Source organism: Methanobrevibacter sp., assembly GCF_030539555.1.
In the GTDB taxonomy this organism is placed as follows: domain Archaea; phylum Methanobacteriota; class Methanobacteria; order Methanobacteriales; family Methanobacteriaceae; genus Methanocatella.
Genome location: NZ_JAUNXX010000042.1, coordinates 1 through 13,515 on the forward strand (window position 1 = coordinate 1; position 13,515 = coordinate 13,515).

At 35.6% G+C, this 13,515-nt stretch carries 9 protein-coding genes; 8 read left to right on the top strand and 1 reads right to left on the bottom strand.

Translation table 11 applies throughout. From position 1 onward, the window contains the following. Nucleotides 1-54 precede the first annotated feature (54 nt). The 3 genes from Q4Q55_RS07625 (at nucleotide 55) to Q4Q55_RS07635 (ending at nucleotide 6,677) form a co-directional block, all read left to right on the top strand. Nucleotides 55-5,253 (top strand): Ig-like domain-containing protein, encoded by a 5,199-nt coding sequence (locus tag Q4Q55_RS07625; protein ID WP_303372231.1) that lies wholly within the window; start codon nucleotides 55-57, stop codon nucleotides 5,251-5,253. Nucleotides 5,254-5,323: 70 nt separating this feature from the next. Continuing rightward, a complete protein-coding gene (locus Q4Q55_RS07630) occupies nucleotides 5,324-6,169 on the top strand; it encodes a pantoate kinase (protein WP_303372232.1) in 846 nt (281 codons plus the stop codon). After that, nucleotides 6,162-6,677 carry an SAM-dependent methyltransferase gene (locus Q4Q55_RS07635; RefSeq protein ID WP_303372233.1) on the top strand — a complete coding sequence of 172 codons (516 nt, stop codon included), beginning with the start codon at nucleotides 6,162-6,164 and terminating at the stop codon, nucleotides 6,675-6,677. Before Q4Q55_RS07630 ends, Q4Q55_RS07635 begins: the two co-directional genes overlap by 8 nt. An 839-nt stretch (nucleotides 6,678-7,516) precedes the next feature. Here the strand turns inward: Q4Q55_RS07635 and Q4Q55_RS07640 are convergent. Beyond that, a complete protein-coding gene (locus Q4Q55_RS07640; protein ID WP_303372234.1) occupies nucleotides 7,517-7,825 on the bottom strand; it encodes a hypothetical protein in 309 nt (102 codons plus the stop codon). Between the two features lie 335 nt (nucleotides 7,826-8,160). Between Q4Q55_RS07640 and Q4Q55_RS07645 the strand changes: the two genes are divergently transcribed. The 5 genes from Q4Q55_RS07645 to Q4Q55_RS07665 are packed head-to-tail and all read left to right on the top strand — an operon-like array spanning nucleotide 8,161 to nucleotide 13,396. Then, entirely contained in the window at nucleotides 8,161-8,952 is a 792-nt protein-coding gene (locus Q4Q55_RS07645; RefSeq protein WP_303372235.1) for a 2-amino-3,7-dideoxy-D-threo-hept-6-ulosonate synthase, read from the top strand. Between the two features lie 9 nt (nucleotides 8,953-8,961). Next, a complete protein-coding gene (locus tag Q4Q55_RS07650) occupies nucleotides 8,962-10,092 on the top strand; it encodes a 3-dehydroquinate synthase II (RefSeq protein ID WP_303372236.1) in 1,131 nt (376 codons plus the stop codon). An 8-nt stretch (nucleotides 10,093-10,100) separates the two neighbouring features. Further along, on the top strand, nucleotides 10,101-10,658 hold the full coding sequence (gene thpR / locus Q4Q55_RS07655; RefSeq protein ID WP_303372237.1) for an RNA 2',3'-cyclic phosphodiesterase: 558 nt from the start codon (nucleotides 10,101-10,103) through the stop codon (nucleotides 10,656-10,658). 4 nt (nucleotides 10,659-10,662) lie between these two features. Continuing rightward, nucleotides 10,663-12,018: a CCA tRNA nucleotidyltransferase gene (gene cca / locus Q4Q55_RS07660; RefSeq protein WP_303372238.1), complete on the top strand. Its 1,356-nt coding sequence runs from the start codon at nucleotides 10,663-10,665 to the stop codon at nucleotides 12,016-12,018. A 4-nt stretch (nucleotides 12,019-12,022) separates the two neighbouring features. Further along, nucleotides 12,023-13,396: an MATE family efflux transporter gene (locus tag Q4Q55_RS07665; protein WP_303372239.1), complete on the top strand. Its 1,374-nt coding sequence runs from the start codon at nucleotides 12,023-12,025 to the stop codon at nucleotides 13,394-13,396. Nucleotides 13,397-13,515 lie beyond the last annotated feature (119 nt).

Sequence of the window (13,515 nt, forward strand, 5' to 3'; positions counted from 1 at the left end):
TATAATAAAAATTATGCTGTAAGCAACCTTGCGGAAATGAACAACTGGTTGTTCTTGAATCTAACTGATATAGTATATGACAGCAATAAAAGTACTTTAACTGCTAAATTCAATTTCTTCGTCTATGACAGTGACAACGACAATATAATTGAATATGATTTCAATAATCTATGGCTATTCGATTTAACTTTATCCTCCCAAAATTTAACACATAACAAGAACACTGTCTCTACTGGAGAAACATTCACAGGAAATGTTGATTACTATAAAGGGAAATTGGTCGCCCAATATGAAGATGTCACCTACACTATGCCTTTCAAATTCCAAACTGAAACATGGATTGAAGCAAATTCAACAATCAATATTATCCTCAATAAAAATAAGGTGATTGATGAATGGGTACATCCTTTTGAAATGGATTATATGCCGTTTTTAATTTCTAAACAACGAATAAAATATGTCTCAAGCAATTCAAGCATTGTAAAGGTTGATTCCAAAGGTAAAATAACAGGTCTTAAGGTGGGTGTGGCAAATATTACCATTACATTCAATGGTTATGACGTGATGGGCAATGATAAATATAAACCGTCCAATATCACCATAACTGTTAATGTAACACGCATTCCAACAGAAATCAAACCAGTATTCATTCCGGAAATAGTTTATGTTGGTTTTCAAGGGCAGTTTGTCTGTTCAATGAATCCTTCACGTTCATTAACCTATACATGCAATGATACAAGTGTTGCTGATGTTGGTCATGGATACATTAAAGGAATTAAAGAGGGAACCGTAAATATTACTGTGTCATATGATGGAGACGAGAAATATGCTCCATCTAGCTATTCAGTTATATTGGTAGTGTCCAAAAGGAACTCAACAGTTACCATTACTCCTGCAGAGAATATCACTGTGGATGTTGCCTCTATTTATTTCATTGGAGTTTCATCCACACCATCAGGTGTTGAACTGATTTATAAATCCAGCAATCCTGATGTTGCAACTGTTGAAGAAGATGGTAGGATTACCGGTGTAAGTGGTGGATTGGCAAATATCACTGTCAGCTTTGAGGGAAACGATAAGTATCTTCCTTCATCAGCTCAGATTCAGGTAAAAGTCATTAGCTATGAAACACATTTTGACATTAACTCAACACTTTATGCAAATGTTACAGATTCCTTTTTATTAAATGTTCCATTAAAGGATTATGAGAACAGGACAATAATTCCGTATCCTATCTACATGAATTATACAAGCAATGATACAAGTGTTGTTGAAATTGATTCAAGTGGTTATGTTACTTGCATGGGTGAAGGTAAGGCCACTATCAATATAAGCTTTGCAGGTCAAAACAAGTACTTGCCTACAAGTGCCACAATAACAGTTATCGTTTCTGTTGTCCCAACTAAAATCAAAGTAGAAGACACTATCGAATTGCATGTTGACGAAAGAGCAAACATTAATGCAACATTAAATTATGGAAATTCAGCCGATTTGAAATATTCTTCCAACAATATAAGTGTTGTCAGTGTTGACAGACATGGAAATCTTGTTGCTCATAAAGTCGGCATTGCAGAAATAACAGTTACATATCCTGGAACTAAAAAATTTGTTAACTCAACTGCAAAAGTGATTGTTAATGTAACAAAAGTCCCAACAAAAATCGATGTCGGAAAAACATTCAGTTTGATTGTTGGAGACAATGAATTGCTTAATGCAACTTTAAACCCTGAATCCGCAGGAAGTTTAACATATTCAAGTAGTAATGAAAGCGTTGTGACAATTGACGCAAATGGTATGGTCACAGCTGTCGCAGAAGGCAAGGCTACAATCACTGTCAGCTATGAAGGCACTATTAAATATGCCTCATCAAATGAAACTGTGGAAATCAGCATTTATAAGGATGCAATCCCAACCAGTATAGAAGTTAATGGCACCATTACATTATATGCAAACAATAAAACTGACATTGGTGCTGTTTTAACTCCTTCAAATGCAGGTAAATTGATCTACACAAGCAATGATACTGATGTCGCAACTGTTGATGAAAACGGAATTATAACTGCTGTTGGTGAGGGTACCGCCTTAATCCATATCCAACTCGAAAAAGCTAGTTCTAAACTTCAGGACAATGATGCAAATGTTGTTGTAAATGTTTTAATCGTTCCTACAAATATTACAGCATCAGAATCAGTAACTCTTAACCTGACTGAAAACGCTGCACTCGAATATTCTTTCAGCCATCCTGAAGCAGGAGCACTTGAATTCATAATTGCAAATCCAAACATTGTAAATATTGAAAACGGATTAATCATAGGAAAGGCTGTTGGAAACACAACAATTACAATTAACTTTAATGGAAATAGACAATATGCTGCTTCAAGTGCAATCGTTAATGTTAATGTTGTAGATGTTCCTGTTAGCATTGATGTTGATGATGCCATTAATCTGAATATTACTGAAACTGCCGATATTGGTGCTAAGCTTGATCCTGCTGTTGCGGGCAGTTTGGTTTATTCCAGTTCCAATAGCAGTGTTGTCATTGTTGATGAGAATGGTGTTATAACAGCTAAGAAAGTCGGTGAAGTGGATATTGTTGTCAGTTTCGCTGGAAACGGCAAGTATCGTGCAAACTCAACCAAAGTCCACGTTACCGTGAGTGATGTTCCTGTCAGCATCATTGTTGCTGATGGAGTTAGTGTGAATGTTACCGAAACTGCCGATATTGGTGCTAAGCTTGATCCTGCTGTTGCGGGCAGTTTGGTTTATTCCAGTTCCAATAGCAGTGTTGTCATTGTTGATGAGAATGGTGTTATAACAGCTAAGAAAGTCGGTGAAGTGGATATTGTTGTCAGTTTCGCTGGAAACGGCAAGTATCGTGCAAACTCAACCAAAGTCCATGTTATAGTGGTTGATGTAAAAACAGAAATAGAAATTGAAAATACAACTATTTTACTTGTAATTGATGATAATGTTAATATCAATGCTACTTTAAATCCATCAGAAGCAGGTAAATTGAAATATGATAGCAATAACTCTGACATTGTTAGTGTTGATGAAAACGGTATGCTTACTGCCATTAAAGAAGGAGAAGCAATAATAACTGTTAGCTATGATGGTGAAGGCAAATATGTCTCCTCAAACAGAACAGTTACTGTAAAAGTATCCAGGATACCTACCGAGATTTTAATTAACAGGAACATCACACTGGAGTTGGGAACTGGCTACAATATTAAACCACAATTAAATCCTTCCAATGCTGGTGTTTTAAGTTATTCAAGCAGTAATGTTGAAATCGTAGAGGTAGATAACAAAGGATTCACATTCGCCATTGAACCTGGTAAAGCAAACCTTACAATAAGATATGCTGGAAATGAAAGATATCTTCCTTCAGAAGTTGTCATTGAAGTAACTGTATCATCCAGACACACATCAATTGAAGTTGATGACAATATTACAATCGGTTACGGTGACACTATGAATTTGGGAGCCAAATTAAACTCAGGATATGTTTCAGAAAATGGAGAATTAATATATGAAAGCAGCAACCCTTCAATCGTTAGCATTGATGAAAATGGAGTAATCACTGCAAATAACAGGGGAAGTGCTGTAATAACCATTAAATATGAAGGGCTTATTTCTCCTTTAGGATTTGTAATAAATGAACCTTCAAATGCCACAGTCAATGTGTTTGTCACTACTGAAACCACCAAAATCACTCTTGGCAATGATAAAATATCACTGAAAGTGGATGACAGTGCAGATATTGATGCTACATTAAACCGCCCTAAAGATGGTATTTTAACTTACACAAGCAGTAATGATGCTGTTGCAACTGTCGATGCCAACGGAAGAATCACAGCGGTCGGTGAAGGTGTGGCAACTATTATAGTATTTTATGCCGGTGATGATAACTATCATAACTCATCTGCAAATGTCACTGTAACAGTTTCAAAAATTTCATCCAAAATTAAGGTGAACATTTCACGTAACCTTAAAGTCGATGAGGTTATCGATTTGGGAGCAATCCTTCAACCTGTTAACTCAACTTTAACTTATACCAGCAGTAATAATGCTGTAGCTACTGTTGATGCAGAGGGTAGAGTGACAGGTCATAAATCCGGAAATGCAATTATTACTGTTAAATTTGCTGGAGATAACAAATACGCTTCCTCACAGAAATCAGTTTCAGTATTCGTATCACGTATCTCCACATCCATTAATGTTGACCCTATTGAGTTATACATTGATGATACATATAAATTCGAGAATATCATCACTCCTGCAGATGCAGGCGATTTGGAATACATATCTAGTGATACTGAAATTGTCGATGTTGACATTGACGGTATAATCAACACTTACAGAGAAGGTACTGCTGAAATATTTATTAATTACACTGGAAATTACAAATACTTACCTACAAATGCTACTGTAGTTGTAACTGTGCTTAAAAAAGAGATTCCAGCAACAGATTATAAGTTCGGTATTTCAGTTCGTGATGATCTTGGAAAAGCAATATTCTCAATCAAATTGCCTCAGGACATGGTAGGAAGTTTCACAATAATTGTTGATGATGAAGATATCTACACCAAGAACATTGAAAATGGTGCGGCTTCCATTACAGTTGATGATTTGAATGTAGGCAAACATAAGGTTACAATGAGATATGGTGGTAATCAAGTATATTCAAGTATAACTGAAAAAGATGAATTCACTTTATCTAAAATAAAGATAGACAAAAACAAGAATGTTGATGTCTATTATGGGGCTACTGCAAAATATACTGTTCATTTAACCAAAAACACCAAGGCATTGCAAGGTGTTAAAGTAACATTTACAGTAAACGGTAAGAAACTTTATGCAAAAACTGACACCCGAGGTTATGCAACTATCAAAGTCAAATTACCTAAGGCGAAATCATATAAGATAACCGCCAGCTACGGCAGATTCAAAGTTTCCAACAAGATAAATGTCCATCTGATTGTAGCTAAAAATGTTGCAGTTAAAAAGTCATCTAAATCAGCAAAAATTATAGTATCTCTGAAAAAAGTAAATAAAAAATACCTTTCAGGCAAAAAGGTTACTTTAAAATTCAATGGCAAGACTTTAAAAGCCAAAACCAATAAAAAAGGTGTTGCAACATTTACCCTTAATAAGAGTGTCTACAGTAAACTCAAAGTTGGTAAAAAATACACCTACAAGGTAATCTATTCAACAGATACTGTAAGCAAAAAAATAACTATCAAGAAATAGGATTCATATTCCTATTTTTTCCTTTCTTTTTTTCAAAAATTTTAATTAAATTAAAAACATAATTGTTATTATGTGTAATTCAGTTTTTGTACCCGGTCATATTACTGGTTTTTTCAGCATTGAAAATCATGAAATCAGCTTAAAGAACGGATCCTGTGGAGCGGGATTTTTGCTATCCGAAGGAGTCAGAACTACAATATCTCCAGCCGATAAGCTAACAGTCGATGTTAATCGGGGAGATGAAACCGTAATAGATGAAGTTTTAGGTATCATGGATATTGAAACTGATTTTAGGATTTCACAGGATATTCAGCTTCCTATTGGAGCAGGTTTTGGAACATCTGCTGCTTCAGCTTTAAGTTTGACCCTTGCATTAAATGAATTTTTAAATTTGGGTTATTCGCAGGAACTGTGTGGGCAGATTGCACATATGGCTGAGGTCAATCTAAGTGCGGGATTGGGTGATGTTATAGCTCAAACAGGAAAAGGTTTGGTTTTAAGAACACAACCGGGAGCACCTGGAATTGGGGAGATCAAATCATATGAACATGAAGTTTTTGTCGGATATAAAACATTCGGCAAGATTAAAACTGCCGATATAATTCAGGATCCTCATCACAAGAGGATAATCTCAGAGGTTGGAGGCAAATACTTGAACATGTTTGAAGGCGAACCCACTTTGGAGAACTTCTTGTCATTTTCAAACAGATTTTCTCATGAGACAAATTTGATGACAGATGAAGTTGAAAATACAATTGAGTATTTTGATTCTTCGAGTGATATTTTGGGCAGTTCCATGGCAATGCTTGGAAATACAGTATTTGCATTTGCATATAATGAAGATGCTTTCAAAGATTTGGATATTGAAGACTTGCATATATGTATACTCAACAACAATGGGATAGTTTATGATTAAACTTAGTTATGATATTAAAAAATACCGCCAGGATATCCGGGATTTGGTAAAACCCTGCGACACTGTAATAGAATTGGGCTGCCATGTTGGCGGAACAACCAAATTAATTTCCAACGACTGCAATGTAATAGCTGTTGACAATTCACCGGAAGCCCTTGACATAATGGAAAATATGGACAATGTTTATTTTATTTCAGGTGATGTAAGGCGCCATGAAGTTTTGGCAGAAGCCTTTGAAATTTCACAGTCATGTGATGTTCTTGCAATCGATTTGGGTGGAGGATACCATCCCGACACAGCTTTTAAGGTTTTCTACATTTGGTCATCAACATTCAAACCGACACATACCGTGATTAGAAACAGGGGACTATTGGAATTTGTAAATTCTGCCCAGTGCAGCGGTGAGGATTATGTTTCAGATGAAGGTTATCTGGAATCCTATCACGATTCGGGAATTCCTCCTCTGATAAAGGAATTCGACTTATGGACGCCATTACTTAAAAAATAATTGGATTTATATGATAAAAGCAATTTTTAAAGGTTAAATCAACTTTTAAATGATAAAAAGTAAAATTATATAAGTATTAATGGATATAATTGGGAATATGAACTGAGGTTATATTATGGCAACTCCTATTGATGATACTCCCATTTTGGAAGGTGATGAGGCTGTTGAATTTTTAAATCATATGCTTGATTAACCTAGCGAAAAACAAAAGAGACTAAGAAAAAAAGATTGGAGCAACGTTTTGTTCATTTTTAATTTTTTTTTAAGCTTTTTCAAAATCAAGATATAAATAAAATTTTTTTCTAGGGTCTCTTTTTGCAATGAAATCAATGTTTTTAATATGTGCATCATCTTTTTTTAGATATTCAAAACCATTTTTACTAACTTGAACTACCTCAACTTGTATAAGTTGAGGATTTTTACTTCACAGGCTGTACACTCTAATGGGTGTAGGATTACCGTGCTATCCTCCCTCGTCCCGAAGGTTCAGGCAATTTTGACATGATTAATTATATTTTTTTTTAACTTGTTTTTCGTTGAAAAAATTTCATTAAAACTTAGTCATTGCCATTTATTATTTAAGGTTGTGATAACATTTAAAGCTCATCAAAGAGCATTTGAAAAGTAATCGCAACCTGTGCAATTCATCCGTAACTTAAAGAAGTTATGGTATTCTTGCATAATTAAGATAAAAATTAAATGCTCTTGCATATCCTTCAACGATTAGAAATCTAAAGCCAACATCTTTTTTTGATATTATTTTTAGATTACTTATAATATTTCTCAATATGTGAGTTCCCAAGTTTTTACCCGAATATTTTTTGTCTACAGGCAGGCCTTCAAATTTTCACTGCAGATATGGATTTGTTTTTTGAACTGATGCCTAATAACTCTTTAATATTAAATGTCACATTCTCATTTCTAATATTTTTAAGTGGAATTGTATCAGTTAATAGAGTTACGAAACCCACAATCATTTGATTGCACATTACTAATTTCGTTACATTTAAATTGGCATTTTGCTGCGTTAGAGCATCATTTTTCAAGAATCCATTCAGGTCATCATCACCACAATCAAAATCATTCATGGCATGATTTTCATTCAGGTTTTCAAAATAATAATTATTGGTAATATCTTCAATTTTCATAATACTCATTATTTAATCTTAAATTATTTATTTTTAACTTATTTTTTCATTAAAACTTTTATTAAAGTTTATAAAATTATCTAAATAATTAAATATTGTTTTTAATAGGATAAAATTATTTATTTTTAAAAAAATCATACAATATGTATTAAAAAAAGAGATTATCATATATTTTTTCATTAAAAAATATGTCATTGTTTAATAAATCGTAGTATATTATGACTTATTTTTGAATTTTAATTAATTTTTTTTAGATAGTTGTCAACTTTTGTGCAATTAATATTATATATCATAATCAAGAAAAATATAATTCATAAGTTTTAATGAGGCTTAATATGATAGGTAAAAAAATTCGTTTAGAAAGAATTATTAACAGAAACACTGGAAGGACTGTTATAGCACCTATGGATCATGGTGTATCAAGCGGTCCGATTCCAGGAATTATCGACATGGATGAAACCGTTGAAAGCATCTCCCAGGGAGGGGCTGATGCAATCTTAATGCATAAGGGAATTGTAAAACAAGGGCATCGTGGTTATGGTGAAGATATAGGCTTGATTGTACACTTATCAGCAAGTACCTCACTTGCACCGGACCCAAACGATAAAGTAACAGTAACAAGCGTTGAAAAGGCTATTCAACTTGGTGCTGATGCAGTATCAATCCATGTAAACCTGGGATCTGACACTGAAAGTCAAATGCTTCAGGAATTGGGTGACATTGCAGAGACCTGTGACTACTGGGGAATGCCTCTTTTAGCGATGATGTATCCTAGAGGTCAGAAAGTGGAAAACGAACATGATGTGGAATTTGTAAAGCATGCAGCACGTGTGGGATCAGAACTTGGTGTGGATATCGTAAAAACCAACTATACCGGAGACCCTGATTCATTCAAGGAAGTTGTCGAAGGAGCAATCGTACCTGTCGTAATTGCGGGAGGCCCTAAAGTGGAAACCGATGAAGAATTATTGCAGATGGTTAAAGATTCTCTTGAAGTCGGAGGCGCAGGTGTTGCATTCGGACGTAACTTGTTCCAAGCTGAAAACCCTGGAAAAATCACAAGAGCAATTTCAGAAGTTGTCCACCACGACCTGGAAGTTGAAGAAGCTTTACAATTCTTGAAATAAGGTGATTTTATGCAAAACAAATTCGCTTGGATAAGCACTCCTGATGAATTGTGGGACGATAAAAAGGAAATGATTACCACTGCTTTGGAATCAGGAATCGACCACGTTCTGGATTTGGATGACATAGAACAAATCAGAAAACTTGGAAATGTGAAGATAATTGCAAACACTGATGAAGCAGACATATATCTCGTTGGAATAAACGGTGAAGGAGACGGATTTGTCGATTTGAAAGATGATTTCACTGATTCAGTTGACATTGCAAATGCAAAAAAAGCCAAAAGCGAAGGAAAAGAAGTATGTGCATATATCAAAATCACAGATAAGGCTCATGAACAACTGGCCGTAAAATTAGGTCCGATAGTTGATTACATAATACTTGTCGGAACTGACTGGACAATAATCCCGCTTGAAAACATCATTGCGGATTTGCAAAAAGAAGATGTAAATATTATCGCTGCAGTTCAGGACCTTGACGGGGCACGTGTGGCTCTTGAAACATTGGAGCACGGTACTGATGGTGTGATTTTTGAGGCGAACGACTTCAACAAAACCAAAAAGATAGCTGAAGAGGTCGTTAAGGCATCACAGATAAAATATGATTTGAAAATAGCCACCATAACCAATGTTAAACCCTTGGGCTCAGGTGACAGGGTATGCGTTGACACCACAGACATGATGAAACCGGGTGAAGGAATGATTATAGGTTCATATTCAAAATCAATGTTTCTGGTTCACTCAGAAAGTCTTGAAAGCGAATATGTGGCTTCAAGGCCGTTCAGGGTAAATGCAGGTCCAGTCCAGGCATATGTGATGGTTCCGGGAAACAAGACAAGATACCTGTCTGAACTTGTTGCCGGAGATGAAGTATTGATTGTAAATACCCAAGGGGAAACCAGAACTGCATATGTCGGAAGAAGCAAAATCGAAAGAAGGCCTTTAATTTTAATTGAAGCCGAATATGAAGGACAAACCATAAGAACCTTACTTCAAAATGCCGAAACCATCAGGATAGTCGATGAAAACAACGAACCTCTGTCTGTAGCAGACGTAAAGGCAGGTGATAAGGTGAAGGTTTATGTTGAAACAAACGCTCGCCACTTCGGCATAGCCATCGACGAAACCATTATCGAACAATAGGTGTTGTGATGAGTCAGTTAAGAGCGTTTTTAGCAATTGATGTTGATGAGGACATCAAGGCAAAAATGTATAAAATCATTAAGGAATTTAAGCAAATCGATGCCAACATCAAATATGTGGATTTGGAAAACATCCATTTGACACTTAAATTCTTTGGCGAAATTGATTCAGAAGGCATAGAGTTACTTTCATCCAAAATTGAAAGTGTTGTTTCAAATTTCGATAAATTCACAATCAAAATAAAAGGCTGCGGAGCATTTCCGAATACAAACAGAATCAAGGTTATCTGGCTTGGAATTGATGGGGACGAAGTGATTAAGCAACTGCACGACGAACTCGATAAGGAGTTTGTAAAGATAGGCTTTGATAAGGACAAAAAATTCTCATCACACCTGACAATAGGCAGGATGAGAAATGCAAAAGGAAAAAATAAGGTCAAATCAACAATCGAAGAGTTCAGCGAAGTTGAAGTCGGTCAGATGGATGTTGATAGGATAATCTTGAAAAAATCCACATTGACACCGGCCGGACCAATATATGAAGATTTAAAAACATTTGAACTGTGATCATATGGACTATAAAGCTATTTTAGAAGACATTAAACCAACAGTAGATGAAAAAAATCACATTGATGATGTTTCATGTAAACTGATTCAATTCCTTCAGAAGGAATGTGACAATAGTAATCTCGGCGCTAAAGTAGCTTTGGTCGGATCGGTTGCTAAAAACACTGCCCTTAAAGGTAAATCTGATATAGACATTTTCATAGCATTTCCTCTTGATACAGACAAACAGTTTTTAAAGGATATGGGTCTTGAACTGGCGCATAAATGTTGCGATGAGTTTAAAAGCAATCCCGAACATCATTTCGCATCACATCCATATGTGACAACCCATATTGAAGGATGTGAAGTGGATATCGTTCCATGCTATGCCATTGAAGACGGCTCTCAGCTCAAATCTGCCGTCGATAGAACGATTCTCCACACCCGCTATGTCACAGAAAAGTTGAGCGAATCCCAACAGGATGAGGTTCTGCTTTTAAAGAGATTCATGGCAATGACCGGAACATACGGATCGGAGTTTAAGGTTGGAGGATTTGCAGGTTATTTATGTGAATTGCTGATAATCCATTATGGCAACTTTGAGAATACTTTAAAAGCAGCCATCAACTGGAAATTCGGCCATATCATTGACCTTGAAAGTTATGGAACCTCAAATCAATTCAAAGACCCGTTAATCGTAATAGACCCGACAGATAAAAATCGCAATGTTGGAGCTGCCTTAAGACTTGATAAAATGGCGGAATTCATTCAATCAGCCCGTAATTTCATATTCTCTGATAACAAAGCTGATTATTTCTATCCGATTGAAAGGAATCTGAACAAATTGGATTTGATTCAGGAATTCGACAAAAGAAACAGTGATTTTATTGCAATAAAATTTGAAATTCCAAACATGCCTCTTGACACTCTTCATCCCCAACTAAAAAAGACAACCGAAGCTCTTGAGAGGAAACTGAACAGCGAGGAGTTCAATGTCTTTAAAGCGGATTATTGGAGTGATGAAATCCTAAACTGCATAATTTTACTTGAAATGGCTTCATCAAAGTTAAATAATGTTAAAGTCAATAAGGGCCCGAAAGTATTCATTACTCAGGCCTGTGAGAATTTTGCAGCGAAATACGGTCGTGAAAACTGTTATGTTGATGGTGATTTTTTAGTCCACACGCAAAACAGGGAATTTGTAAATGCCCATGACCTGGTCAAACATGTTTTAACAAAAGAGCATATTAATCTTATTAAAGTCGGTAAAAACCTTAAAAACAATTTGATTAACACTTATGAATTTATAGAACTTGACGAAATTGATAATCTTGAATTTTTAGATGATTTTATAAATCCAGGACAGTACATAGTGCGGTGAAGCAATGCAGAAAACAGAAGATATTGATTTAATAGTTAACCATCCGAAAAAGGCAATAAATAAGTTGGCTTTACCTATCATTATTTCAAACTTATTCATGGTTTTAAACAATATCATAGATGGAATCTGGGTTGCGGGATTGGGTTCTGAGCCTCTTGCTGCTGTTGGTTTTGTAACCCCTCTATTTTTGGCATTTGTTGGTTTTGCAAATGGTCTGGGTGCAGGTGCAAATTCATTGATTGCACGTTATATTGGCGCTGAAGACTATCAGAATGCGGGAAACAGTGCAATCCATTCCATGATGTTAAGCATCATAGTATCAATTTTTGCAACAGCAATAATACTGATTTTCTTAAGGCAAATATTCATTTCAATGGGCGCATATGAAATCATCTCCCAAACATTGGATTATGGATATATTATTATTGGAGGAGTCTATTCTGTATTTCTGCCTGCAATGATGGCTGCGATATTCAGATCTCAGGGTGAAGTCAAAAGGGCATCCTATCCGTTAATGCTAACAGCAATAATTAACATGATTCTTGATCCGATATTCATATATGTATTCGGATGGGGGCTTCGGGGCGCAGCATTCGCCACAGTTCTTGCGGCAACACTTGCAATGCTTCCCATGGTATATTGGATGTTTGTCAAAAGGGACAGCTTTTTAGAAATACGTATGAGTGAATATAAAACTAATTTAAAAATATACCGTGACATACTTGTTGTGGGAATTCCTGCAAGCTTGGAGCAGTTTATAATCTCATTCGTGTCAATACTTATGAACTACTGGCTTACATTGCTTTCTGGAACAATTGCAGTTGCAGCATATACTGCCACCTGGAGGCTGATTTCTGTTGGAATTTCACCATTGATAGGCATAGGTGTTGCGGCTCTAACGGTTGGCGGTGCAGCTTATGGTGCTAAAAATTTGGAAAATCTAAAAACAGCAATGAACTATGCCGTAAAATTGGGGCTGATTTCATCAATTGCAATATGTGCAATATTTTTCATTTTCGCAGATCCATTGTCCATGGTATTTTCATACTCACAAAACGGCGCAATATTGCATGAAAGGCTTGTTGAAGCAATAAGAATCTTATGTTTCTTTTTGCTGTTGATGCCGTTGGGCGCTATTGCCGGAAATATGTTTCAGGCAATGGGCAAAGGAACATTATCACTTCTTTTAACAATATTGAGGTCATTTATTTTGGAAGTTATTTTTGCAGCGCTGTTTGCATTTGTATTCGATTGGGCGGATATCGGAATATATATCGGTTTGGTATGCGGTATGGCGGTCGGTTCTGTAATAGGTTATATCTACATTAACTACTACCTGAAAAAACATGAAGATTATTTTAATGTTAATGTATTATAATGATTTGATTTTTTCAATGCTAAGTCCGGTGTGTTTGGATATTTCCTCATAGGTTAATGATTCTTTAAGGCTTTTTGCTATATTTTCTTTTTCTTCTTTTCTACCTTCTTTGAATCCTT